The sequence below is a fragment of the Mucilaginibacter gossypii genome, from assembly GCF_017569325.2.
GTDB lineage: Bacteria > Bacteroidota > Bacteroidia > Sphingobacteriales > Sphingobacteriaceae > Mucilaginibacter > Mucilaginibacter gossypii.
The window spans coordinates 1821873-1847311 of sequence record NZ_CP071878.2 but is presented as its reverse complement, the minus strand read 5'-3'; the positions used below and the strand labels follow the sequence as shown (position 1 = coordinate 1847311).

22 protein-coding genes are annotated in these 25439 nt (G+C 41.3%); 8 read left to right on the top strand and 14 right to left on the bottom strand.

Annotation, left to right across the window (positions count from 1 at the left end):
• Positions 1-55 precede the first annotated feature (55 nt).
• The 4 genes from mgtA to J3L18_RS07780 form a co-directional block, all read right to left on the bottom strand.
• Positions 56-2593: a magnesium-translocating P-type ATPase gene (gene mgtA, locus J3L18_RS07795; protein ID WP_129570052.1), complete on the bottom strand. Its 2538-nt coding sequence runs from the start codon at positions 2591-2593 to the stop codon at positions 56-58.
• 129 nt (positions 2594-2722) lie between these two features.
• Positions 2723-3481, bottom strand: a complete 759-nt coding sequence (locus tag J3L18_RS07790; protein ID WP_112653686.1) for a hypothetical protein — start codon at positions 3479-3481, stop codon at positions 2723-2725.
• A gap of 116 nt (positions 3482-3597) precedes the next feature.
• Entirely contained in the window at positions 3598-4848 is a 1251-nt protein-coding gene (locus tag J3L18_RS07785; protein ID WP_129570051.1) for a sensor histidine kinase, read from the bottom strand.
• Positions 4848-5522, bottom strand: coding sequence for a response regulator transcription factor (locus J3L18_RS07780; RefSeq protein WP_091164237.1), 675 nt, complete (start codon positions 5520-5522; stop codon positions 4848-4850). Before J3L18_RS07780 ends, J3L18_RS07785 begins: the two co-directional genes overlap by 1 nt.
• 141 nt (positions 5523-5663) lie before the next feature.
• Here J3L18_RS07780 and J3L18_RS07775 point away from each other — a divergent pair, with 141 nt between their 5' ends.
• A complete protein-coding gene (locus J3L18_RS07775) occupies positions 5664-6326 on the top strand; it encodes a cytochrome b/b6 domain-containing protein (protein ID WP_129570050.1) in 663 nt (220 codons plus the stop codon).
• 3 nt (positions 6327-6329) lie between these two features.
• On the opposite strand, the gene J3L18_RS07770 is transcribed toward J3L18_RS07775, so the two are convergent.
• From J3L18_RS07770 to J3L18_RS07745, 6 genes are read right to left on the bottom strand one after another with little or no spacing between them, the layout of a single operon-like run.
• Entirely contained in the window at positions 6330-7019 is a 690-nt protein-coding gene (locus J3L18_RS07770) for a VIT1/CCC1 transporter family protein (RefSeq protein WP_091164231.1), read from the bottom strand.
• Between the two features lie 6 nt (positions 7020-7025).
• A complete protein-coding gene (locus J3L18_RS07765) occupies positions 7026-8249 on the bottom strand; it encodes a DUF3570 domain-containing protein (RefSeq protein WP_129570049.1) in 1224 nt (407 codons plus the stop codon).
• Positions 8250-8263: 14 nt separating this feature from the next.
• Positions 8264-8491 carry a DUF4266 domain-containing protein gene (locus J3L18_RS07760; protein WP_129570048.1) on the bottom strand — a complete coding sequence of 76 codons (228 nt, stop codon included), beginning with the start codon at positions 8489-8491 and terminating at the stop codon, positions 8264-8266.
• 3 nt (positions 8492-8494) lie between these two features.
• Positions 8495-9442: an FAD:protein FMN transferase gene (locus tag J3L18_RS07755; protein WP_223266192.1), complete on the bottom strand. Its 948-nt coding sequence runs from the start codon at positions 9440-9442 to the stop codon at positions 8495-8497.
• Positions 9439-9867: a thioredoxin family protein gene (locus J3L18_RS07750; protein WP_129570047.1), complete on the bottom strand. Its 429-nt coding sequence runs from the start codon at positions 9865-9867 to the stop codon at positions 9439-9441. The genes J3L18_RS07755 and J3L18_RS07750 overlap by 4 nt, the downstream gene beginning before the upstream one ends.
• A gap of 12 nt (positions 9868-9879) precedes the next feature.
• Positions 9880-10305, bottom strand: coding sequence for a QcrA and Rieske domain-containing protein (locus tag J3L18_RS07745; RefSeq protein ID WP_112653692.1), 426 nt, complete (start codon positions 10303-10305; stop codon positions 9880-9882).
• 910 nt (positions 10306-11215) lie between these two features.
• Between J3L18_RS07745 and J3L18_RS07740 the strand changes: the two genes are divergently transcribed.
• Genes J3L18_RS07740 through J3L18_RS07730 form a run of 3 tightly spaced genes read left to right on the top strand, consistent with a single transcriptional unit; the run spans position 11216 to position 15897 of the window.
• Positions 11216-12253, top strand: a complete 1038-nt coding sequence (locus J3L18_RS07740; RefSeq protein ID WP_129570046.1) for a zinc-dependent alcohol dehydrogenase family protein — start codon at positions 11216-11218, stop codon at positions 12251-12253.
• Positions 12254-12313: 60 nt separating this feature from the next.
• Positions 12314-13156, top strand: coding sequence for a universal stress protein (locus J3L18_RS07735; protein WP_129570045.1), 843 nt, complete (start codon positions 12314-12316; stop codon positions 13154-13156).
• A 56-nt stretch (positions 13157-13212) separates the two neighbouring features.
• Positions 13213-15897, top strand: a complete 2685-nt coding sequence (locus tag J3L18_RS07730) for a cation-translocating P-type ATPase (protein ID WP_223266191.1) — start codon at positions 13213-13215, stop codon at positions 15895-15897.
• Here the strand turns inward: J3L18_RS07730 and J3L18_RS07725 are convergent.
• The 3 genes from J3L18_RS07725 to J3L18_RS07715 are packed head-to-tail and all read right to left on the bottom strand — an operon-like array spanning position 15894 to position 18069.
• Positions 15894-16964, bottom strand: coding sequence for an AI-2E family transporter (locus J3L18_RS07725; protein ID WP_091164965.1), 1071 nt, complete (start codon positions 16962-16964; stop codon positions 15894-15896). The genes J3L18_RS07730 and J3L18_RS07725 overlap by 4 nt on opposite strands.
• Positions 16965-16975: 11 nt before the next feature.
• Positions 16976-17575, bottom strand: a complete 600-nt coding sequence (locus J3L18_RS07720) for a CDP-alcohol phosphatidyltransferase family protein (RefSeq protein ID WP_223266190.1) — start codon at positions 17573-17575, stop codon at positions 16976-16978.
• A gap of 8 nt (positions 17576-17583) precedes the next feature.
• Entirely contained in the window at positions 17584-18069 is a 486-nt protein-coding gene (locus J3L18_RS07715; protein WP_091164210.1) for a DUF2231 domain-containing protein, read from the bottom strand.
• Between the two features lie 126 nt (positions 18070-18195).
• Here J3L18_RS07715 and J3L18_RS07710 point away from each other — a divergent pair, with 126 nt between their 5' ends.
• The 4 genes from J3L18_RS07710 (at position 18196) to J3L18_RS07695 (ending at position 23830) form a co-directional block, all read left to right on the top strand.
• Positions 18196-19053 (top strand): universal stress protein, encoded by an 858-nt coding sequence (locus J3L18_RS07710; RefSeq protein WP_129570043.1) that lies wholly within the window; start codon positions 18196-18198, stop codon positions 19051-19053.
• Positions 19054-19087: 34 nt separating this feature from the next.
• The gene (locus J3L18_RS07705) at positions 19088-21601 is read left to right on the top strand and encodes a cation-translocating P-type ATPase (protein ID WP_129570042.1); all 2514 of its coding nucleotides are present in this window, start codon (positions 19088-19090) and stop codon (positions 21599-21601) included.
• A gap of 323 nt (positions 21602-21924) precedes the next feature.
• Positions 21925-22818, top strand: coding sequence for a MerR family transcriptional regulator (locus J3L18_RS07700; RefSeq protein WP_129570041.1), 894 nt, complete (start codon positions 21925-21927; stop codon positions 22816-22818).
• A 175-nt stretch (positions 22819-22993) separates the two neighbouring features.
• Positions 22994-23830, top strand: a complete 837-nt coding sequence (locus J3L18_RS07695) for a phytoene/squalene synthase family protein (protein ID WP_129570040.1) — start codon at positions 22994-22996, stop codon at positions 23828-23830.
• 192 nt (positions 23831-24022) lie between these two features.
• Here the strand turns inward: J3L18_RS07695 and J3L18_RS07690 are convergent, their stop codons facing one another.
• Positions 24023-25390, bottom strand: a complete 1368-nt coding sequence (locus J3L18_RS07690) for a sensor histidine kinase (RefSeq protein WP_129570039.1) — start codon at positions 25388-25390, stop codon at positions 24023-24025.
• Positions 25391-25439: the final 49 nt, after the last annotated feature.

The window sequence follows — 25439 nt, the reverse complement described above, 5'->3', positions numbered from 1 at the left end:
TAAGATATGATAGCGATTTGCAGACAGCTATTACTATGTACGTCGGACAAAGAGGTTACTTAATTTTTTTATAAAACCATCTCTTGGCAAGTTCAGCCGATAGAATATATGCAGTAACAGTTGCAAGCATCAACATATAGTATTTCCAGGACAGTGTTACGAAACCAAATATTGACGCCAATGGCGAATATGGAATCATTAACACCAATAGCAATATTGCGATGGTAGTTATCGATAAATATTTGCCAGGAAGGCTTTTAAAAAATGACAGTCGGGTACGTACTACCAAAACAATTAAAACTGCAGAAACCACCGATTCGGTGAACCACCCTGTTTGAAAAACTCTTTGATTAGCATGCAAAATAAAAATTAGCACGGCAAATGTCAAATAATCAAAAACGGAACTCAATAAACCGAAAACGATCATAAATCGTTTAATAAAACCGAGGTTCCACCGTTGCGGCGTTTTAAGATTGATATCATCAACCTTGTCTGAAGATATGGTCATTTCAGGAAAATCGGTCAACAGGTTGGTAAGCAATATCTGCTTTGGCAACAAAGGCAAAAAGGGCAAAAATAACGATGCACCGGCCATACTAAACATATTACCAAAATTTGCACTGGTGGCCATAAAAATATACTTCATGGTATTTGTAAATGTTTTACGGCCTTCTATAATCCCGTCACATAACACATTTAGGTCCTGATCCAATAAAACGATATCAGCTGCCTCTTTTGCAACGTCAACCGCCGAATTTACTGATATACCCACATCGGCTGTGTGCAGCGCTGGCGCATCGTTAATACCGTCTCCCATAAAACCAACCACGTTCCCTGCTTTTTTTAAAACACTTATGATACGTTCTTTCTGGCTGGGCTCAACCTCCGCAAAAATATGGGTCAGGGGCGCCTTATGACGCAATGCTGCACTACTCATATTACGTATTTCCTGACCGGTAAGGACCTGTGCGGATGAAAGCCCAAGCTGTTTAGCCAGGTTTCTGGCTACCGGTGCGTTATCCCCTGTAATGATCTTAAGTCTGACACCGAGATGTTGCAGCTTTTGAATAGTTTCAGACATACCGGCACGCGGCGGGTCAAACAATGTTATAAACCCAAGGAAAACCATATCATACTCATTTTCCCTCGTGAAAATTTGATCAGGACCAACTTCCTTATATGACACTCCAAGCGTACGCAATCCCGAATCACTTAAAAGCTGATATTGAGCTAAAATCGCTTCTTTATGGTCGCCTATATCCGCAAGAATACCTGCCGATATTTCAACCCGATTGCAAATATCAAGAACCTGACGCACAGCACCTTTCGTGATGGCTATATTAGCTGCCGGGATTTTCACCTGTACTGTAAGCCGTTTACGCACAAAATCATATGGCACTTCTGTAATCGCCGAAAAATCCTTCGCTTCATTTCCCTCATAATGGGCAGAACAGATGGCTTTATCGATCGGGTTGACAAACCCTTGCTGGCAGCTGGCATTAAGCCAAGCATATTTAAAAACTTTATCACTATGTACACCTTCAAAATCAAGTGTTTCTTTTAAAGTAACTTTACCTTCTGTAATTGTCCCTGTCTTATCAGAACACAAGATATTCATACTGCCAAAGTTTTCAATGGCGCTCAGCCGTTTTACAATCACCTTTTGACTGGCCATCCTGCGGGCACCAACTGAAAGATTAACGCTAATGATGGCAGGCAACAATTGAGGTGTAAGCCCGACCGCCAACGCGAGTGAAAACAAAAACGAATCAAGCGCCGGCTTATGCAGCAACACATTAACGGCAAAGATCACCAACACTAACAAAAGCGTGATCTCCATTAACATATATCCAAATTTTCTTATCCCTTTTTCGAAATCAGTTTCAGGAATTCTTAATGACAGCTTATCTGATATTTTCCCAAATTCGGTTTGCTGGCCCGTTGTCACGATGAGTGCCTTTCCAATACCGCTTACCACGCTCGAACCCATAAACAGGCAATTGTTGCGCCTGGCTAAGGGGGCGTCAACACTTTCAACTCCTGGATTTTTTTCTACCGGGTAAGATTCGCCGGTAAATGCCGCTTCATCAACAAACAAGGCCTCAGATTCTAAAACAAGGCCATCGGCAGGGATAATATCTCCCGCAGAAAGGCAAATCACATCTCCAGGTACAACGGCAGTTACCTCAAGCTCTGTCTTCCTGTTATCCCGTAGCACGGTGCAGTGTAGCTGAACCATCTTTAACAGTTCACTTACCGCACTTGCTGCACCTTTTTCCTGCCAGAAACCAAGAAGGCTGCTGATCAGGACAATGATCATAATGATTAATGTGTCGGCGGTATCTCCCAGGGCTGCGGAAAGTAAAGCAGCAGCTATTAGCAACAATGTTACCGGGCTTTTAAACTGAGAAAATAATATGATCAGGCTATTAAATTTATTAGCTTTTTTTAACGTATTGGCGCCATATTGCTTAAGCCTTTTAATAGCTTCGGCAGTGCCAATACCTGTTGCCTGAGTTTCAAGGAGTTTAAATGCATCATTAATAGAAAGTTGCCAAAAATTACTCAGTTGATCGTTAGTTTTGCTTTCCATCAGTTTGGGCTAAAAGAGGTTTAGAAAATTCTAAACAAATTGAGCCATTGCAAATTAAAAACCGAATGCTTCTGATCAGTCCGAAAAATGATTCAGGTCACTATTTGTTATCAGAACATTTTAATACACCTAAAATCTTCTGCCAATAATTATTTTGACAATGGCACGGTCCGAATTCGATGTAAATCCATAGCCAATTCCTCCGTTAAACTCCCATTTAGGGTCTGCATTGAGGTCCGTGGCTACAAACAACTGATGATCTTGTTGTTTAATTGGGTCGTAGTGAAAAAATGGCCCGGTACTACCATAATACTCGAGGCCAAGGGCAACCACTTTTGTTACATCGTAACTCCCTTTAACATTTGGTGAAAAGGTAAATCCACGGTTTTGATCGGGCCCCTTGAAACTCTTCTCGAGGGTAGGATTTAAGGAAACATATAACTTATTCCATTTTTTATCTACGATTGGCCTGATTTCCAGCGTGGAGGTATTTGCCGAGAACGCAGCTTTCTGAAAGCCAAATTCTGTAGATATACTTACCCCCACGGGCCAGTTCCAGCTTGAAGGAGCGGCAACCCTGGGCCTGATGTGAGAGCCGACGTAAGCCGTCCTGCCCGCATCTCCAATAGAGTTAAAGATATAAAAACCTGTTTCAAACCAGGTTGTCCAACCATGGGTGATCTCTACCGTTTCGTGTACAACATGATTGGTAGGAAGTTCCCCGCTTGTTACAGTTTTACTACCGTTTAACGTATAATTGCTATGCAATTCAAACATTGTTTTACCTTTTTCAACGGTTTCAGAACCGTAAACCTGAATCTCATAATTATCTTGCGCCTTAAGTTCCAGGGCGTAAAACACTAAGATCAATAAACATAAATATTTCATCAATAGTCGGTTTTAACTTGTATACAAATAGTATAGCGCTAAAACTATCGGGACAATCTGAAGTAAAATTGGAGTTAAAGCTTATGTATAAGAAACGTGACAAACAGGCTATGAAATTAAAAGGTTATGACAAACGCATGCTTTCCCTCGTCATATTGGTATTGGATGCCATACCCGTAGTGCTGGCAAATATTTTTAACCAGTGTTAATCCCAGTCCGGCACCTTGTGAATCTTTGCTTTTGTGAAAACGTTCAAAAATTTGTTGCCCGTTCAGCGCATTTGCAATACCGGTATTTTTTATCGAAAGTTGGTATGGGTCAAGACCAATAAAAATTTCACCACCCGGCACATTATGGCGGATTGCATTACCAAACAAATTATTTAGTAAAATATCTATCAGGTATTTACTGGCCGATATCTGCTTCGGGTGCAGCTTATACCGGACAGTAAGGTTCTTATTTTGCATAAGTTCCTGAAATTGGAGCATTTTCCTTTCAAGTATTACATCGAGTTCAATCGATTCCTCTTCAACGATCAGCTTATTTTCCAGTTTAGCCAGCAGTAATAATGAGTGATTAAGCCGACTGGACTTGTTTACTGAGCTGTAAATATCTGCGATTTGTGCCAATTGCGCTGCATTCAATGTTTCGTCCTGTATTAGCGTATCCAATTTGGTGGTTACAACAGCCAGTGGTGTCATCATTTCATGTGATGCATTCTCTGTAAATTGTTTCAGGCTAAGATAATCCTGAGTTACCCTTAAAGACATTTCCCGTATGGCTTCATTAAGTTCTGTAAACTCGTCCACCTTACTTGGTTTACCTTTAAACTGATCAACGTCGGCGATATTGAACTGTTTGATCTCTTTTAGGGTGAGTTGAAAAGGCTTCCAAAGGCCATTTAGCAGATATTTATTGGTTATAAAGAGTACCGTCAATAAACCGGCAAGTAATGCAAGCGTGATAATAGAAATGAGTTCGATCAGATTTTTTTGCCCAACCCTCGAAATAGTAATTGTAACCTTGTAGTTGCTGTTTTTTAATTTTACGAGGTCTTCTACGGCCCTACCCGCTTCCCATCGCTGCTCTTTCGGTTTTAAATAAATAGTGTCAAAAAAACGCTTCTGTAACAGTTGCTTGTAAGTTTTAACAAATACAGCGTGATCGCGGTCAAGGTCATATTGCTGCGGATTACCATTGTTGCTCCTGATATACTCTTCAGCCTCTGTTAACTGTTGTTGAAGCGCCCGATCAAGTTGCTGTGTGCCAATGTAACTTATAGCGAAGTAGTAAATCACTGCTCCTATCACTAACACAGCCAGGGTGATATAGAAACTCGTCCTGGTATAATGCTCTGACAGCCTCATCAATCAGTGAATTTATAGCCAAGTCCGTATATAGATGTTAAATAATCTCTTCCTCCCGCATCCAGAATTTTCCGCCGGAGGTTTTTAATATGGGTATAAATAAAATCGAAACTATCATACATGTCCATCTCGTCACCCCAAAGATGTTCTGCAATTGCATTTTTTGAAATTACTTTACCTTTATTGGCAATAAAGTACAGTAACATTTCATATTCTTTTCTGGTTAATATTATCGTATTTTTATTAACCTCGACAGTGCGCCCCTGTATATCAATTGAAATTTCATTAAAAACCAGCTTGCTGCTGGTATTTAGCGCTTTCCTGCGATAAACAGCCATCAGCCTGGCTTTAAGTTCGGCCAAATGGAAAGGCTTGGTCAAGTAATCGTCTGCGCCTATGTTGAGCCCCTTCAATTTATCATCGAGCGAGTTGCGGGCAGAAATAATCAGAACAGCTTCGCTTTTTTGTTGTGTGCTTAAGTATTCAAGTACACCAAACCCTTCGCCATCGGGTAAGCCAATGTCAAGCAAAACACAGTCATAATCATAATCAGATAGTTTTTGCAGTGCGGGGGTCAATGCATTACAACTTTCACAAATGTTACCATCTACATTCAAATAACTCGTGATGTTTTCGCGTAAACCTTGCTCGTCTTCTATTACCAGTATTTTCAAAGCTTTTTAATCAAATTTAAAAATTGAAACTGAAGAGAACCTGAAGTATTACCAACACTACAGACTTACTTCAAAATTATCAGGTAATTTACAAACATTTTAAATGAGGATACAAATAACCCGATTCCAGTTAAAACAACTATGGCAATAATCCAACCTGATAGTCGGCCTCTCACTCGCCGGGTATACTCAGCTCCCTTGCGTTTTTGGCATTGGGCAAACACAATAGTTATTAGTGGTTCATTAATTACTGTTTTGATCAATTCCACTATTACTGACAGAAGAACTTTAACAAAAATAATTAAAACGCAACTGAAAACCCAGGGCGCCACCATAACCGACGATCAATCTGGCTCGGTTGCTCATGCGCTTGGCGATAGTGTTTGGAGCATACATACCTGGTTTGGTTATGTATTAGCGGGATTATTACTGTTCAGGCTCATCCTTGAACTTTTTCAAGTAACCGATCAAAAATTCATCCGCCGGATAAAGGACCTTTATCGTCAGTTTCATTCCACAAGAAAAGAGCGTGAACTTGCCAAACATGAGCTCATTGTGAAAGCCGTTTATGCAGCATTCTATATCTTACTTATTATAATGGCAGTAACGGGTTTATTTCTGGCATTTGAAGATCTGTTAGCGCCATTTAAGGCGATCAGGCATAGTGTTAAAGAAGTTCACGGCTTTTGTATGTACCTGATTATCGCGTTTATACTCGTTCATTTGACCGGCGTATTTTTGGCTGAGCGGAAAGATGACAAGGGTATAGTTTCAGACATGATCAACGGCGGTAATGATAAATAACCATTATTTACCGGTAATCAGCTTTGCCATAATAAACGCGGCCCCTGCGGCAAGAGCTCCAATAAATACCACTTTTAACGCGCCACTTAACGCAGGCTGGCCGGTCATTTTACTTTTGAAATAGCCAAAAATGAACAAGCAAATTATTGTTACCCCGCATGAGTAATAAAGTGCCTCTTGCGCCTCATGAATAATGATATAGGGTGAAAGCGGGATGATACCACCCACAATATAGGAAATGCCAATAGTGATGGCACTTTGGGTAGCGCGGTTTGCATTAGGTTCCTCCAGGCCCAATTCATAACGCATCATAAATTCAACCCATTGTTTCTTGTCTTTTGCCATCTCATCTGCAATCTCGTCCTGTAGATGATTTGAAAGTCCGAAATCTGCAAATACCTTCTTTACTTCTGCCTTTTCCTGCTCAGGTACACGTTCAACCTCATCATATTCCCGCTTCAACTCGGATTGATAGTGGTCAGCTTCTGTTCGACCGGCAAGATATCCGCCCAACCCCATGGCAATAGATCCGGCTACTATTTCGGCGATACCCGCGGTAACCACCAGGGTCGACGAACTTACTGCTCCGCTTAGCCCGGCTGCAAGTGCAAAAGGCACGGTTAAACCATCAGACATACCGATAACGATATCCCTGATGGTTTCTGAACTTGTTACATGATGTTCCCGATGCATAAGGCTTTATTTAAACTTCATTGCTAAAGTTACAATATTTGAATTTAAGCCTGTCGAGCGCATGTAATGCCCCGCCCTGATCTCCAGCGAATTGAAATGCTGCCATCCAAATACGCCGGTTGGTGGTGATAACCTGATGTTGGCACCAACAAAACTACTATGGAGCGTTGACAGGTCGTAATCGCTGGTATAGTACACAGCGGTTGGATCATGTTGCCCATAAGGTGCAAAGTACCTTGTACCCTTCTGATTATTATACCGATAATATGGACTTACCGATACAAAAGAGGTAAGCTTTATGGGTATCTCCAATTCGGCTGTGTGCGCCCGGATCCCCCAATTGTCCATGTAGTACCTGTAAAACGTTCTGATCACAAAATGATCATCCAGAAAATAATTGAACCTTACTGCAATTGGCAATTTATAACGGCTACCCGGCAGGTTTTCAACCCTTTCAGATCCATCGGTAAAATAATCACGTTGATATTTTGTTGCCAGTAACCCATGCTGATAGGACGGTTCGATAATGAACAAAGCCTGTAAACGTGTGGTAAGCACCTGCGAAATTGAAAACGATGTACTAAATGAATTGCGCGGGCTATGGTCTACGTTACCCCGCCCGTCCCTCTCTGACCCTGACCCATATCCAGGGGGCCTTAATTCAACCGGCAATATAACTTTCCACGTATCAAGAAACACCTGTCCCTTAAAATCAAACTGCGTGTTTTTATCTTTTGATACCCTGGTTAGGTTGATACCCCCACCGAAAGACTGGTAATCAAACTCATGTGAATAAGACCCGGTTAAGCCAAATGCATTTCCCGTTTTATCATTAGATACTGTCCAATTTAGCGAGGGGTATACACGGGTGTCCTGCCTTGATGCGGAAGAAATACTGTAAGGATCGATCTTATCTGAAGAAGCGGATGTATAATGGTCAACACCTAATTCAAAAGTAAAAGTGTGTTTATTTCCTCCTATTCCATATTTGGATAATTGCAGATCGAAGGTATTAGCAAAATCAGTTAGTTTTTCTGTGCCGATACCACCTGTAACTGCCGAGTTGTTACCATCCTGGTGGTAATAGGCAGATATGATGTTAATTTCATCAATTTTAAGCTTACGTGCCTGGTAATTGCTGCTATCTTTAACGGGCAAGGCTTTAGTTTGCGCATGCGAAGCAACTATTCCTAAATACAGAGCGGCAACGCATAAATATATTTTCCTCATTTCCGGTCGCCATTTTAATTACATCCGCAGCCACCGCCGCTCTTTCCGCCATTTGCTCCTGAACCACCTTCACGGTACAATTGGAAACTTTGCTCAAACTTTTGCGATTTACGGGCTGATAGCTCCATCTCTGCATCATTAAGGCGATTTTTCTGATATGCTTTTACCGACATGCAAGATGTAAGGCCGATCGCCGGTAAGCTACTTACCAGCATTAATTTAATCAGGGGTATTTTTTTCATGTACTAATTTTTAATATTAATATTACTGGAGGTGTAAAGGCGGTTATTGTCGTCGATGATCACACAGGCAAGTTGCTGTAGTTGATTTACCAGGTCCAATCCAACGCTGATCCCCATTACTGTTACGGGTGTGGCCATAGCGTCGGCAAACTCCGCGCTCGGACAAATAATGCTTACGCTTTTAATTCCGGTTACCGGCAAACCTGTTTTAGGATCGATGGTATGGGAATATTTTTTTCCATTTATCACAGCGTACTTTTCATAGTTACCGGATGTGGCAATAGCCATATCACTGATATTGAGCGTTGAAAACGGCGTCATCTGCTTATTCGGATCTGCTATTGCTATAGTCCATGGCTTACCATTAGGTTGTGTTCCCCAGGTAATCAGGTCGCCGGCTGCATTTACTATCCCGCTGTTTACTCCATTTTGCTGTAAAATGGCTTTCGCCCTATCAGCTGCATACCCCTTTCCTATTCCTCCAAAACCTATACGCATACCTTTTTCTTTGAGCATCACAGTCATGTGATCAGAATCCATGATCACATTTTTATAATTGATCAGTCGTACAGCATTTCGCGCGGTTTCGGCATTAGGCAGACTTTTCATATTTACATCAAAATTCCACAGGCTTTTATCAATTGATCCATAGGTAATATCAAATGCTCCCTGCGTAAGCTCTGATATCCTTAGCGAACGCTGAATAAGTTGAAAAACCTCATGATCTATTTTTACCGGCTTTATTCCGGCGGCGGCATTGATCTGGTTGGTTTGGCTATCGTCACTGAATGTAGTTAGTAATTTTTCTATGCGGCTTATCTCCGCTACAGCCCGATCAATACATTTTGCGGCCCATTGCCCGTCATCTCCTACAACGCTTATCTCAAAACGGTTACCCATCAGTTTCAGCACACGTTGATGTACGGTTGCCCCGCTGCCGATGGCTGTCATTGGACAAACGCTTTGATCTGGTCAATAAACTGTTCAGTGGATTCATTTGGATAGCCGTCCCACTCTTTTAGTACCTTACCATGTTCGTCAACAAGCAGCGTAAACGGGAACTTACCGTCAGGATTGTATTCATCTGCAAGCGCTTCATTTAATTGTACCTGCTCCTTGCTTAGTTGATTTTTCTTTTGGCGGGGAAAATCAGCCCTTACCAGAACAAGTTTATCTGCAGCGAAATCATTAAATTTTTCGGATTCCAAAATCTCTTTCCTCAGCCGGATGCAAGGGCCACACCAATCAGAGCCGGAAAAATTTATTACTATGAGCTTATGCGACGTTGCCGCTTCCGTCTGCGCTTTCTTAAAATCACCAAGCCATGTAACCGGCTTGCCTGTAAACAACAATAATGAGATGATCAGTAATTTCATTTTATTAACTGGTTAAGAGAATATCCGCAACGAGGTGCCGGTTAAAGTTGTTTGATATACGGTAAGGTTGCGGTTTGCAGGCGAATTTTTAACAACTCCGGCTTCCGTGAAAGCGGAACCATGATTATTGCAAAAAAACTGCTGTCCGCTGCTCTGATAAATAAGAGGATAGCTTTCATGGGTGCAAGATTGCTGAACAGCAATATAGCTGCCGGTTGTTGTTTTAGCCACTATTACACCTTTTGAGGCAAGATAGCCGCCGTTCACGAGTAAAGCCGAGTTTGCCGAAAGGCTGAGATCAAGTGTAAAATCCACGCCGGTTGGCCCGGTGATACCTGCCGACGCATTGTCGGATTTTTTACTGCAGCCCATACAGTTAATCAGCGCGAATGACGCTGCCGTAATTCCGGCAATTGATAGAAATTCTTTTCTGTCCATAAATTTAAGATCGGGGTATATCAATAAATCTCAACTAACTTAAACAAGCCTCCTGAAGGTAAATCTCTGAGTAAAGCAATTCAGCTTCAGGTGCGTTTATTTAATTATTGCAATAGTATCTTTACATTCTGTAGTTTAAATGAAATCTCGGGTATTTAACAGATTTTAACAGATCGCGAATTTTAAAATATTAAAAAAGGGGCGAGAAAAAGAAAAAGACCTGGCGCTAAAAAAGGTACGCAGAAGATTACGGTAAAAATCCAATTTGCTACTGGAGTTAATTAAAGTCAACTATATTTCAAAACTATGTTGGCTTATTGTAAACACAATTATTGCCATTTAATGTACATAAAACGATCACCATTCAATATCCATTCAGATTGTCGGAATCACATTGCACGAAAAAACAGAGCAAACAATAAACTATAAGCCAACAACTTACAGATGGTATAATAATACTGCGGGGGGAGAAAGATAGAGAATCCCTTTGGTTGATAATGAAGCCTGTTGCAATATTTAAAAAAAGCGGAACCGGTTTTTCCGGTTCCGCAACGACGTCGGACAATGGTTCAATCCCTGCCCGCGATCATTTACCGAAACAGGAATAAACTCCATCCATCGGTTGATACAAAGTTAATCCGCCGCCCTAAGCCTGGCCAGGATAAAGATCAACTATAATGGTGACGCTCATCATTCAAAATGATTTGCCCTTTGCAGACATGTCTCAAGGCCTTCAAGTGCAATACCATTGCAGATAAACCGCCCACATGTTTAATATACAAATAACGAGTCAATTACCTCTCATTTTTAAATAGTGATATATATCATTTATTTACCTGACGGCCAGCATCATAAAAAAACAAAACAACAGCAATTTTGTGCTTAACATAAGTAGGTTAAAGCAGAAAATATGAAAGCATTAGTTTATCACGGCCCAGGTCAGAAAGCCTGGGAAGAAAAGCCCAAACCGGTACTGTTATCAACAAGCGATGCCATTGTAAAAATCCTCAAAACAACGATTTGCGGTACAGATCTGCACATTATGAAAGGTGATGTTCCTGAAGTTGCCGATGGCAGGATCATAGGGCACGAAGGCGTGGGCGTGATCGAAGAAGTGGGGACCACTGTTAGTAATTTTAAGCCGGGCGACCACGTGATTATATCCTGTATCACATCTTGCGGTAAATGTACCTACTGTAAAAAGGGTATGTATTCTCACTGTACAGATGGCGGTTGGTTATTAGGACACCTGATTGATGGCACACAGGCAGAATATGTTCGTATCCCCCATGCAGACAACAGCCTTTTTCTGGTACCCAGCGGTTCTGACGAAGAAGCATTGGTGATGTTAAGTGATATATTGCCTACAGGCTTTGAATGCGGCGTGTTGAACGGCAAGGTACAACCTGGAGATACTATAGCCATAATAGGTGCCGGCCCTATCGGGATTGCCACTTTACTTACCGCACAATTTTATACACCTGCGGAAATTATCATGATCGATCAGGATGATAACCGGCTCGATGTGGCCAGGAAATTCGGTGCAACACAGATTATTAATACCCGCAATGAAAATACAATTGAAGCGGTAATGAAACTCACCAACCAAACCGGCGTTGATGTGGCAATAGAAGCTGTCGGCATTCCCGAGACATTCGAGCTATGTGAGGCGATTATCGCCCCCGGCGGCCGTATCGCCAACATTGGCGTTCATGGAAAAAGTGTCCGTTTACACCTGGAAGACCTGTGGTCGAAAAACATTACTATCACGACCAGGCTCGTGGACACAGTGACTTCACCAATGTTGTTAAAAACGATACAATCAAAGAAAATAGCGCCCGCCAAACTAATCACACATCGTTTCAGATTAGATCAGGTGGCAGAAGCATACGATACATTTGGCAATGCAGCCGAAGAGAAAGCGCTGAAAGTTATTTTAAGTTCTTAAACAACACGCATATACATGCCGAATAAAACAACATCACAACAGTTAAACCTCGAATAAATCATGGAAAAGATATTAGTTACAACAGATCAATCCGTTAATTCCAAAGCGGCTATCCGTTTTGCGATTAAACTGGCCAGTCAGCGTAAAGCGCAATTAACCATCCTTCACGTATACCATCTTTTAAAACCCTTCAAATGGACAGACCACGCTTTTGCGGCGTATACAACTGAATTCAGAAAAAAAACGACAGACGAATTGTCATCATTTATTGCAGGCATCTATCATGATATCGATGAACGCGAAATTAACTACGAATTAGTTTTAGTATCCAATATCGATGTAGTTGATGGCATCACGGACTATGCCAGCAGGAACAGTTGTTCTTATATCTGCATCAGTACTCGTGGAGCGGGCACTATTGCAAAAATATTCGGCACGCATACCGCAAAATTAATCAGCTGTTCAACTGTTCCTGTTATATGCATACCAAGCGCATACCATTTAAAAGAATTGAAACACATCCTGTATGCTTCGGATATGACTGATTATGAAAACGAATTAAAAGAGGTTGTCGATTTTGCCAGGCCAATTGGTGCCAGTGTCGAGATGGTACATATCGCCTATCCTAATGAATTTGCTTTTGACAAAGAGTTGGCTGAAGCCACCTTACAGAAAAAAAATAATTATAAAATTAGCCTTTTAAACCTGCAAAGAGATGTCAACAATAATTTACTGGAAGATATAGATCACGCTGTTAAGATCAGCAAACCGTCCCTTTTGGTCTTATTCACTCATCAGTCCAGGTCTATGCTCGAAAAACTATTTTTCCCTTCTAATGCCACAGAATATTCCTTTTATGGAAAGGTTCCTTTACTCACCTTTAAAAAAAAGGATGGCAAATAATTTTGCCAAGGTCCCGTCCCTGAGTAGCGGTAAATAAAACCATTTTCAGCATGACCATGAAATACCCTATAGATCAGCCGTTTTCGTTAACAGTTGAAGAAGTTGCTAAATTGGTTCAAGCCAATACTGTTGAGGGGATTACTTATTATGAAGCAAAAAAACGCAGCCGTGTTTATGGCTTAAATAGCTATAAAACTCAAAAACAAAAAAGCCTCTGGTTAATTCTGCTATATCAATTCAAAAACCCCATCGTCTATCTCCTTATAGCCGGATCACTCGCTTCACTTTACTTTAAAGATATTTTGGAAACCACAGCCATCCTGGCGGTTATCTTAATTAATGCGCTGATCGGCTTTTTTATGGAGTTTCAGGCACGCAACTCTATGAATGCGCTAAAAAAAATGGATATAGTAACGGCAAAGGTTATTCGTGGTGGTAAATCCAGATCGATCCCCTCCGAACAATTGGTACCAGGCGATCTGATTCCACTCGAAGCTGGAGATATTATACCTGCAGACGGTCGTTTAGTTGCTGTAAACCGTTTACAATGCGACGAATCATCGCTCACCGGCGAGTCCCTTCCTACTGATAAAACTGTTGAAACATTAAAAAAAGACACCGTTGTTGGCGACCAGCATAACATGGTTTTTAAGGGTACCTCAGTTATTAATGGTAACGGTAAAATGGTAGTAACCGGTATAGCGGCAAATACACAGTTGGGCACAATAACTTCGCTTGTAGAAACTTCGGTTGATACAATCACCCCGCTTGATAAAAAGCTGAACAGGTTAAGTCGGAAATTGATTTGGGTTACACTGGTCATGACCGCAATATTTTCAATAACCGGATTTATCCAACGCAAAGCCTTATTAACTATTATAGAAACATCAATTGCGCTGGCAGTGGCAGCTATACCGGAAGGCTTACCTATCGTTGCTACCGTCGCGTTATCCTATGGTATGCTATTGATGGCCAGGCGTAATGCAATTGTCAAGAAACTATCTGCCGTAGAGACGTTGGGAAGCACCGGGGTTATCCTGACTGATAAAACCGGGACCCTAACCGAAAACAAGATATTTACCGATACTTTGGCGTTTCCGGAAGAAACCGTAAAAGCACAAGTAGAAAACAACCTGCTGAAATTTCCTAACGGAACAGTTAAAAGCGCCGAAAATCTGGACAAACTACTTTTAACCGGTATTTTATGCAATAATGCTACTATTGAAGAAAAATATCCTGAGCCGGATCAACTTTCCGGTGACCCTGTAGAAGTTGCGTTAATAAAAACGGCCATTGCAGCGGGTTTAGACAACCATTTGTTAAGCAAACAATTTGTACGTATTGCAGAAGTACCCTTTAGTTCGGAGATCATGATGATGGCAACTTTACATAAAACATCGTCAGGATACTTCACTGCTGCCAAAGGCTCGGTTGAAAGATTGCTGGATAAATGCAACTATTTACAGTCGGGTGCACACATCAAAATACTTGATAGCGCATCCCGTAAATCCATCCTGCTACAATCGGAGAAGATGGCGGCTGAAGGGCTGCGGGTGCTGGCATTTGCCTACCGGTCGGGTAACAACCTTGATACGCACAATTATTTAAATGACCTTGTTTACATTGGAATGACCGGCTTTCTTGACCCACCCAGGGTAGATATTAAAGGTGCTATGCTTAGTTGCAGAAAAGCCGGCATCAGGGTAGTGATGATCACTGGCGACCACCCGAAAACTGCTTTAAACATTGCCCGGAAGGTAAGCTTAATTGATGAGGACGACAAAGGGGTAATTACCGGCACTGAGTTACCACGGGCCGAGCTATTGACAAATGATTGGCGGCAGCGTATTTTGGCTGCTGCTGTTTTTGCAAGGGTTTCACCCAAACAGAAACTGGAAATCGCTCATGTATTTCAACAAGCCGGATCAATAGTTGCAATGACAGGAGATGGTGTAAACGATGCCCCGGCATTAAAGAATGCAGATGTGGGTATTGCAATGGGTATCAGAGGCACCCAGGTAGCGAAAGAGACGGCGAGTATTGTTTTGAAAGATGACTCTTTCACTTCAATCGTTCAGGCAGTGGCGCACGGAAGGGAGATTTTTCAAAATATTCAAAAATTTGTGGTCTACCTGGTATCTTGCAACTTAAGCGAGATATTCATTGTTACCGTTTTAGGTGTAATTATACCTGGTGCCACGTTATTGCCATTACAAATTCTGTTCCTGAATATGGTGACAGATATATTTCCTGCATTGGCGCTGGGCTTAGGCACAGGGGATAAGACTGTGATGTCCAGACCGCCAAGAGCACCAGGAAAGAATATCATCACCAACAAAAAGTGGCTGGCAATAGCACTATATTCGGCTTCAATCACCTCAACTGTGGTCATTGCGGTTGTTTATTGCAAAGTAGCGCTGCATAGTGATGATCAAACCTGCAATAATATCGCGTTTATCACTCTTACCCTTGCTCAACTATTTCACGTATTCAACATGTCTTCGGAAGGCTCCGGATTTATAAATAATGAAATTACCCGGAACAAATGGATATGGATTGCCATTTTGATTTGCAGCGGTCTTCTTTTACTGGTTTTTGCACTGCCCGGCCTGCGTTTAGTATTAGGGTTATCGCAGCTCTCATTTAAGTTGTGGCTGTCCGCTACAACAGCCAGCCTGTTACCATTAGTTATTTTTCAGGGCTACAAGGCTTTCCAGAAAATATATAGCCGAGAGAGTTAAACGTGCATCTGGCTCTTTACAGGCCGCTCATCGCCCAATAATACACCCCATTGCCTATAATTTTCGCTACGGTCAAACACGATCTTTAAAATGGATAGTACCGGCATCGCCAGGAACATGCCCGAAAGCCCCGCCATGCTTCCACCAATAATAATACCAACGATGGAAACAAGCGGATTAATTTTTACCTGCGACCCTACGATACGCGGCATTAAAATATTGTTATCCAGAAATTGTACTACTGTAATAGCTCCCAATACGATCAGCACATCTGCAATACTATCTGACGAAGCGAGCGTTAACAGCACACCCAGAATATTGCCGATCAGGGCGCCCAGGTACGGGATCAGGTTCAGAAAAGCGAAGATAATACCAATGAGCAGTGCATTCTGAATATCGAAAAACCATAATAGGCCACCTAAAAGAATAATGATATAGGTAATCTGTATCAGCAGCCCCACAAGATAACTTTTAACCATTTTTTCAGTTTGCCTTACTGCTTCCTCTACATTTAGATACTGCTCTTTTTTAAACCACATCAGCAGAAATCTTAAAAAAAGGTTTCTGTATAGAATGATCAGGTAGATATAGATCGGCAATAACCCAATAAATATAACCATGCCAGACAAAGATCCAGCCGCGCCGCTTAAAACTCCGCCTAAGGAACTGAATAGCTTTTTGCTTTGCACATTAATGAATTTCACTTGTTCTGCCGGGGAATATCCAAATGACTTGCTGATCCAGATACTTAGGTCATCCAGGTGTTTGGCCACGGTACGTTGAATCTGCGGAAAATCATCCAACAAAGCACCTATCTGACTGGAAAACAGCCAGATGATCAGCGCCACGACAATCGTCAATAACAATATTGGCAAAAAAACCGCAATAACCTCCGGTACTTTGAGCTTCCTGAAAAAACGAAAGACGGGTAAAAGTACCAGGCTGAAGAAGAACGCCATTAACAAAGGCATAATGATCGTATTACCAGCTATTATAATAGTTCCTAAAACAAACAGGCCAATTAGTTCTATGGCCCGCTTCACGGTCACCGGCATTTCTTTTACCATGGGGTGCAGTTTTACACTTTTGGAAGTGCGCTTTTTTTGATTACCCAATATAAGCCTTTTATATCAGTTTCCCATTTCGGAATAATAAGTACGAGTACGATCTCCTCTAACAAATCAAGAATGGTTAAAGCTGACACAAAGTAAAACAATATGTAAACCGGTTGGGGTAACCAATAGAAGAGCATAAGGAATACAGCCTGAAAAACCGCAACAAATTTGGCCAGGTAGGTATGGAAGCTACTAATCTTACGGTAGCGAAATAATGCTGCCGCGATCTGCGCGAAAAAGAGAAACACTTGAATTACAACTAATACAAGTTCCTGTCTAAGAAACGCAGGGTTCACCAAAACAATACCGATAATCGCTACCGCGATGGTAAGGTCGTCAGAGACAGAATCCAGAATTGAACCAAACGCACTGGTCACCTTGAATTTGCGCGCCAGATGGCCATCCACCGCATCTGTAAGAAAACTTACAATAAGCAACCATTTAAAAATTGAAAGCCGCTCATAAAATAATAATGTCAAAAGTAACGGAGCCGTCAATAACCTATAAAAGGTAATGGCATTTACTATATAATAACTCCGTTTATGCGCAAGGTTGACAAACATAATTCTATTCAATCATTATCCTTATCATTTTTCTCTTTTGATGTAGACATCGTATCAGTTCTGATTTCCGAATGCCTGATTTGCCCACCTAAATAGCCAGTCCTTGCAATCAGTCCAAAGCTTATCAAGGATACAGTGAGCGCTATTAAGGCTACACGCCTAACCTGTGATGTATTTTTCAATGTTGCAAAGAGCCCAATCAGAGAAACCCCACCTGTAAGTATTAAAGCGATCAAAGATACCAGGGCAGACTCCTCATGATCTTCAATGAGATATTTAGATATCCCTTTTAAATGTTCAATGGTTTCTTCAGCACCCTCGCCGGTTGCATAGGCTATACCGGCCCCAATTGCTGAGACAATCAAAACATTATAAGCAGCGATTAGTGTACCTTTGTTTCTTTTCCATATTCCATGGATCAGGACAAATGCACCCAAAGCCGTACCAACGATAGGCAGGTGCGTGATCAGCAGGTGGATGTGTGTTTGGTTCATGACTTTTTTATCAAAGGTGATCAACTAATAGCACTGTTTAAATAATAGTAATCAAGCCAATAAATGATCTTAATCATTTATTGGCGAATAATGAACGGATAGCTTTACAATCTAAAGAATTACACCATGAACACAATTCTAATGCTCACTGACTTTTCGGAAAATGCAAACCACGCCGCAAAAACCGCCGCAAAAGCTCTGAGGAATTTAAATGCAGATATATTGCTTTACAACACTTATTATGACCACCCTATACTTCCTACATATGCTGGCGGCCCCTGGGTGGTAGAAGAATTCGTTTTTCGTAAAGACGAAAGCGAGGTACGGCTGGGCCAATTGGCTAGTCAACTAAGGCATATTATTGCAGATTTAACTATAGAAGGCGTTGAACCTAAAATTGATTATCAAATTGGTGAAGGTTCACTTGGTCGAAATACAGCGGCGGTTATTCAGGATAATAACATTGATCTTGTTGTAATCGGCAGTAGTACAGATAGCTCTTTAGACCACTTAATCTTCGGCAGAGATACGATGCAGGTGATAGATCATTCGTCCCGCCCCGTATTGATCATCCCGCCAAAAGCGGATTTAGCCCAGCTTAAAAGAGTAACATTAGCCACGGCTTTCGAACTGGCCGATATCAATGCAATCAATTACTTAACCGGCTTACAAAAACAGTTACACTTTCACCTGGAAATTGTCCACGTATCCGCCATAGAAGAGGAAGGCAATACTGTAAAAGAAAAGGCTTTACTTAACCATATTGATGCAATCAAACAGGATAATATAACCTTTCAGGAAATAAGGGGAAAAGACGTGATTAAACGATTAAATAGGCTATGCAAAGATAACGGATCGGATATACTTACACTTGTTCATCATCAAAACTTTTTTTTGTCGGGGCTGTTTGACAAGTCTACAACGGTGGCCGCTTTAGACAACCAGCATTTACCTCTGATGGTCATTCCGTCTGAAATGATCTGATCAGTTCGTAACTAACTATTAGCTGATCAGACAAATGGCAATAAATAATTTCAATATACATGGCCTGAGCGAACAGGAAGTACTTGCGGCGAGATCTAAATACGGAGCGAACAGCCTTTCGTTTAAGAAAGAAAACGGATTTGTTAATGCGTTGATAGGATTGACAAAAGAACCGATGGTAATCTTATTGTTAGTTACCTCATGTATTTATTTTATTAGCGGAAAGGCGGGCGACGGTATTTTTTTGGCTTCAGCAATTGTACTCGTGTCGGGCATATCTTTGTATCAGGACTCCAGAAGCCGGAACGCGCTCGAAAAATTGAAGGACTTTTCGCAACCTAAATGCAAAGTGATCAGGCACGGAGAAGTTTTAGAAGTAAAAAAAGAAGAACTTGTTATTGGCGACAGCCTGATAGTAGAGGAAGGCACTTTTATTACTGCTGATGGTGTTATTGAACATTCCAATGATTTTTCAATCAACGAAAGCATTCTCACAGGCGAATCCCTGGCTGTTTTTAAAGACAGCTCCTCAGCAAACAATCTGATTTTCAGTGGCACAACAGTAGCAAGCGGACTGGCTATTGCAACCGTAACGGCAATAGGTAACCAAACACGATTAGGTAAAATTGGCAGGAGCCTGGAATCTATAGTAGAAGAAAAAACACCCCTGGAAATACAGATCAGCAATTTTGTAAAGAAAATGGTGATCGTGGGAGTAATTGTGTTTCTGACGGTGTGGGGAATAAACTATTTTCATTCGGCAAATATCTTAGACAGTCTCCTTAAAGCGCTTACGCTGGCCATGAGTATCCTGCCCGAGGAAATCCCTGTTGCATTTACCACCTTTATGGCGCTGGGGGCCTGGCGGCTTATGAAAATTGGCGTCGTTGTCAAGCAAATGAAAACGGTGGAGACTTTGGGCAGCGCATCGGTAATATGCACTGATAAAACCGGCACACTAACCGAGAATAAGATGAGCCTGGCGAAAGCGTATGTCCTGAAGGAAGATTGCATTTACAATCTTAATGAAAAGCTATCGACCGGCGCAGCAACAGAGCTAATCGCGCTTGCCATGTGGGCCAGCGAACCGATCCCTTTTGATCCGATGGAAGTTGCCCTGCACAATGCCTACACCCACACAAATCGGGCAGATGAGCGTTCGGATTATAAAATGATCCACGAATATCCGCTGGGCGGCAAGCCGCCTATGATGACCCACCTTTTTGAAAATGGAAAAGGGAATCGCATTATCGCAGCCAAAGGTGCACCTGAAGCATTGATCGGCGTCAGCAACCTAAATCAAATCGAGAAAGAACACGTGACTGCTGCAATAGCGGCTTTGGCTATCGAAGGTTACCGGGTATTGGCCGTAGGCGAAGCAAATTTTGTGGGAAGTGATTTTCCTGCTACACAGCAGGAGTTTCATTTTGTATTCAAAGGGCTGGTTGCATTTTATGATCCGCCTAAGAAAAACATCACTGCTGTATTACAGGGCTTTTACAAAGCTGGCATTAAGGTTAAAATCATCACGGGCGATAATGCAGAAACCACCGGCGCTATCGCGAAGCAAATTGACTTCCATGGAGCAGACCAATGCATCAGCGGAGACATGCTGATGCAATTGTCAGAACAGGAACTTAGGGAGAAAGTGAAGAAAGCGAACATTTTTACACGTATGTTCCCGGATGCCAAGCTAAAGATCATCAATGCTTTAAAAGCCCAAAATGAGATAGTAGCTATGACCGGAGACGGAGTTAACGACGGCCCCGCACTGAAGGCGGCGCATATTGGCATTGCGATGGGAAAAAAGGGCACAGAGATAGCGAAGCAGGCTGCTTCATTAATTTTATTGGAGGATGACCTTTCGAAAATGGTTGATGCTGTAGCCATGGGCCGGCGTATCTACACTAACCTAAAAAAGGCCATACAGTATATTATTTCTATCCACATTCCCATCGTATTAACGGTATTTATACCACTGGCTTTAGGTTGGATTTATCCGAATATTTTTTCACCGGTGCATATTATTTTCCTGGAACTGATTATGGGGCCGACTTGTTCGATCATTTATGAAAACGAGCCCATAGAAAAGAATGCAATGTTGCAAAAGCCACGTCCGTTCAGCACCACGTTCTTTAATTGGAAAGAGTTGGCGACCAGCATAGTACAGGGGGCAGCCATCACAATCGGAACACTAACGGTCTACCAATATGCCATAAGCAAAGCAGCAGATGAACAAGTAACCCGTACCATGGTATTTACCACCCTGATATCGGCTAATATTTTGCTCACTTTAGTCAATCGTTCGTTTTACTACTCGCTGTTTACAACTATCAAATATAAAAATAACCTTGTGCTGCTGGTTATCGGGCTTACAATCTTTATATCATCTTCACTGATATACATCCGCCCTTTGGCAGTTTTCTTCGGTTTCAACTCGCTAAATGTGAGTGACCTGGTGATGAGTATAATTATAGGGTTTACCTCCGTCATTTGGTTCGAGCTTTATAAAGCATGGTTACGTAAGGACTCAGAAGTAAAAACCTAGTGATAGAAAGTACGTTGATCGTACATTAAGATTTTGAAACAAGCGCTTTAGATGGATAATTAATCCTGATGACGCCCCTTATCAATTAATTAAGACATGATCTTCTTCGGTTTCATATTACCGGTTTTAGTTAGTATCGGTTAATATTTTTCAGAGGTTCTATAGCTTCATTGTGCCTCTTGTCACTACCTCCGGTTTTTCTGTGCTTAGCAACCTGTATATTCCCTGCAATACTTACGCTTAAGAAATTTGGCATACTTCATAAAGAAACATTTGTTAATTCATTTTTTTGTCTAAATTTGAATTAATAAAACTTAGACAAAATGAATTATTCCATTTCTGATCTTGAGCAATTGTCAGGTGTTTCTGTCCATAATATCCGTATTTGGGAAAGGAGGTACCGGGCATTTACCCCTTCAAGAACAGCTGGGAATACGCGCTTTTATGATGATGACCAACTAAAGAAATTATTGAGCATAGCCGGACTTTACCACGCTGGCTACAAAATTTCTAAAGCCTGCGCGTTAAGCCGGGAGGAAATGAACAAACTACTCAAGAATGAAATAGATAAAACGCGGCCAGCGCAACATCAGCATGAGTATTTCATTTCTCAGATCATCAGCAATGCATTAATTTTTCATGAGTATGCGGTAAATGAACTTATAACCAAATCGTTCGAGCAGAATGGAGTTTTAGGAACATATAAATTCGTGATATACCCCATGTTAGTCCGTGCCGGTTTAATGTGGCTAAACAATTCGCTTTGTCCATCACAGGAGCATTTTCTTTCGTCCATCATCAGGCAAAAGCTATTTTCAGCAATCAATGATTGTTTGGAGCAACAGCAAAATAGCAAACCGTTATGGCTGCTATTTTTACCGGAAGACGAAGATCATGATATTGGCCTGCTCCTTTCAAGCTATATGTTGCGGACGGCCGGCCATCGGGTGATTTATTTAGGTGCGCAGGTGCCAATGTTGGCTTTAAACCATACGGTTGAAAGCACGCAACCTCACAATCTCCTTTTTTTTATGACGCGTGTAAGGCCAATTGCTAATGCACAGGCGTATATTGACCAGCTCGCGTCTACTTTCAAATCCGTTAAAATATACTTATCTGGCAACAAGCAAGTTATAAATAGTGTTCACTTTCCCAAAAACGTGTATTGGTTGGAAACGCTTCCGGATTTTGAACAAATAATCGCGCCGGTTATATGAGCAAAAAGGAACGAAAAGGGTACGCGATAACAGGCACTGACATTGCCGGATTAAGCGCCGCGGCGTACTTATTTTTGCAGGACACCCGAGCGTACCAGAACAAGGTGTTCCGCCTGCCGGCGTTTATGGCAATGTTTCAATACATCAATTATTAAACTATCTGAAAATCTAATCGATGAAAGAAAAATTTGACCGCCTTTCTGCGGAATGTAGTAAACTGGCAACACGCAGGTACAGTACCAGCTTTTTTCTGGGCATCAATTTTCTTGATAAAGAATTGCATAAGCCTATTTATGCCATCTATGGCTTTGTAAGGCTTACTGACGAAATCGTGGACAGCTTTCATAATTATGACAAGCGTGAATTACTAAATAAATTTAGAAAGGATTGCTTTGAAGCGATAGAACTGGGTATCAGCCTAAATCCCATTCTTAACGCTTTCCAGGAAACAGTCAATAAATACCGTATAGATCATCAATTGATTAACCAATTTCTGCATAGCATGGAAATGGACCTGGACGACCAGCTTTATGATCAACAAAAATTTGAGGAATATATCCTTGGATCTGCTGAGGTGGTTGGCCTGATGTGCTTATACGTGTTCACAAACGGCGATAAGGACAGTTACGAAGCTCTTAAGCCGGGAGCCATGCGCTTAGGCGCGGCCTTTCAAAAGATTAATTTCCTGAGGGATATCGGCGCGGACTATCTTCAGCTCAACAGAAGCTACTTTCCGGGGATTGACCTTAAGCATTTTTCCGAAACAGATAAAAGAAATATAGAACAAGAGATTGAACAAGACTTCAATGAAGCGTTGAAGGACATCCGAAAGCTACCAAAATCTTCCCGCCGGGGCGTCTATCTGGCTTACCAGTATTATCGCGAGTTGTTTAAAAAGATTAAGCTTGCGAGCGCCTGCGTGGTTTTTTCGAAAAGGTTCAGAATTTCTAATGGCAGCAAACTTATATTGATATTTGATACTTTGCTTAAACACCAACTCAATTACCTTTAAAAACCGTTTTTCAGATATCCAATTTCTCAGAGATGTGCCTTATAACGTTATCAATATTGTCGCAGCAAATGAAAAGTGATACCCATATTTGATCATAGGTTTGTTTTTTATAAAACTACCTTTCAAAACCGGAAAATAATCTGGAGTGCCTGCCTTGCTAAAGTATAAATAAATTGTCCCGAACTATCCTATTTATTTAACAGGAAAGATCATCGTAAAACAGGTTTCTTTATAAGGGGTGCTCCAAAATTGGAGTGTACCGTTCATTAACTGAACATACCGCTTCACAATATTAAGCCCTAATCCCGTTCCGGAAATATGCCCGGTATTATTGATTCGGTAAAATTTTGAAAACAGTTGCATTTGATCCTGTTTTGCAATCCCTATACCATTATCTCTCACACTGATTAACAAATTTTCGGCGGTCAAATTCGTAACCAGTTCGATATTTGTTTCATCACCCGCATACTTAATGGCATTGGATAAAAGACTATTGATTGATTTTGAGATCAGCATCCGGTCCAGGCAAACAACGGCATTTTCCTGAACCGGTTTGTAAGTTAATTCCTGGCCGGGCCGGGCCATTTGTTTCATAGCAGCCATAATCTCTTCACAAAGCGGTACCAAATCGAAAGATGAAAATTCGGCTTCAGTCAAACCTTCTTCCAGCCTTTCAACAGATAAAAAATCTTCAAGGATATCTTCAAGATTATGAACTACCTGTTTGATCTTGGCAACATGTTTGACAATTGATGTTTTTTCATCTTTTTCCAGGTATTTAGCGATTAGAGTGGCTGACAGTAAAATAGAGCTTAACGGTGTCCGAAATTCATGTGATGCCAAAGTCACAAACGTGCTTTTTAATTGGTTTAATTCAAACTCTTCCCTATATGCCCTGATACGGGCGTTTAATTCCTTCAGAATTAGATAAACTAAAAAAGATACAATAACCATTATCAAAACAGAACCGGCAACTATAACAACCCTGGTTTGTTTAGAGGATAGTTTATAACCGGCCTCCTGCGAAGACAGGGACATTTCTTCCAGGTGCTTAAAGCGGTGGATGGTTTCGTTAATTTTTTCAATTTTTAACCTGAGGTTACTTCTTTCTGAAAAGGTCGTTCTCCGCAGCGTGTCTATTTGATGTTTCAAGTTAATAACCTGCGTTAATTGATTATCATCAATTACCAAAGCTTTTAAGGAATTAACTTTTGTATTAAGCCCTTCATACTGCTGCGTATTTAAGCCGGAACTATCTTTAGGCGCTAACGGTTTTGAATACGTTTGGTACACCATAGCCTGATTAAACAGCATGTTCAGCGAGTCAGTTTTTCTAAGCACCTGGTAGGTACGTTCTATCCGTTTTTCATTTCTTTCTTGTTGGATTAACGTATTATAAGAAACTGCCCCTGTTAATATGACAAGTATAATTGAGGCAGCACAACCGATGTAAAAATCGAACCGAAAGCTTTTGAGCGCGGTTGGGGCCAATTGTCTGGTTATACGTAATCCTCCCCTGGTTAAAATATTCCTGCTTTCGCTTCCTTCAGGGATTTTCATTGATTATTTATTTATCAACAAAAATCGCTCCTCAGAATATTAGAACAAA

Coding starts and splice junctions, on each gene's coding strand:
- mgtA (WP_129570052.1), bottom strand. CDS start 2,593: ATGGAAAGCAAAACTAACGATCAACTGAGTAATTTTTGGCAACTTTCT.
- J3L18_RS07790 (WP_112653686.1), bottom strand. CDS start 3,481: ATGAAATATTTATGTTTATTGATCTTAGTGTTTTACGCCCTGGAACTT.
- J3L18_RS07785 (WP_129570051.1), bottom strand. CDS start 4,848: ATGAGGCTGTCAGAGCATTATACCAGGACGAGTTTCTATATCACCCTG.
- J3L18_RS07775 (WP_129570050.1), top strand. CDS start 5,664: ATGGCAATAATCCAACCTGATAGTCGGCCTCTCACTCGCCGGGTATAC.
- J3L18_RS07770 (WP_091164231.1), bottom strand. CDS start 7,019: ATGCATCGGGAACATCATGTAACAAGTTCAGAAACCATCAGGGATATC.
- J3L18_RS07765 (WP_129570049.1), bottom strand. CDS start 8,249: ATGAGGAAAATATATTTATGCGTTGCCGCTCTGTATTTAGGAATAGTT.
- J3L18_RS07760 (WP_129570048.1), bottom strand. CDS start 8,491: ATGAAAAAAATACCCCTGATTAAATTAATGCTGGTAAGTAGCTTACCG.
- J3L18_RS07755 (WP_223266192.1), bottom strand. CDS start 9,442: ATGACAGCCATCGGCAGCGGGGCAACCGTACATCAACGTGTGCTGAAA.
- J3L18_RS07750 (WP_129570047.1), bottom strand. CDS start 9,867: ATGAAATTACTGATCATCTCATTATTGTTGTTTACAGGCAAGCCGGTT.
- J3L18_RS07745 (WP_112653692.1), bottom strand. CDS start 10,305: ATGGACAGAAAAGAATTTCTATCAATTGCCGGAATTACGGCAGCGTCA.
- J3L18_RS07740 (WP_129570046.1), top strand. CDS start 11,216: ATGAAAGCATTAGTTTATCACGGCCCAGGTCAGAAAGCCTGGGAAGAA.
- J3L18_RS07735 (WP_129570045.1), top strand. CDS start 12,314: ATGGAAAAGATATTAGTTACAACAGATCAATCCGTTAATTCCAAAGCG.
- J3L18_RS07730 (WP_223266191.1), top strand. CDS start 13,213: ATGAAATACCCTATAGATCAGCCGTTTTCGTTAACAGTTGAAGAAGTT.
- J3L18_RS07725 (WP_091164965.1), bottom strand. CDS start 16,964: ATGGTAAAAGAAATGCCGGTGACCGTGAAGCGGGCCATAGAACTAATT.
- J3L18_RS07720 (WP_223266190.1), bottom strand. CDS start 17,575: ATGTTTGTCAACCTTGCGCATAAACGGAGTTATTATATAGTAAATGCC.
- J3L18_RS07715 (WP_091164210.1), bottom strand. CDS start 18,069: ATGAACCAAACACACATCCACCTGCTGATCACGCACCTGCCTATCGTT.
- J3L18_RS07710 (WP_129570043.1), top strand. CDS start 18,196: ATGAACACAATTCTAATGCTCACTGACTTTTCGGAAAATGCAAACCAC.
- J3L18_RS07705 (WP_129570042.1), top strand. CDS start 19,088: ATGGCAATAAATAATTTCAATATACATGGCCTGAGCGAACAGGAAGTA.
- J3L18_RS07700 (WP_129570041.1), top strand. CDS start 21,925: ATGAATTATTCCATTTCTGATCTTGAGCAATTGTCAGGTGTTTCTGTC.
- J3L18_RS07695 (WP_129570040.1), top strand. CDS start 22,994: ATGAAAGAAAAATTTGACCGCCTTTCTGCGGAATGTAGTAAACTGGCA.
- J3L18_RS07690 (WP_129570039.1), bottom strand. CDS start 25,390: ATGAAAATCCCTGAAGGAAGCGAAAGCAGGAATATTTTAACCAGGGGA.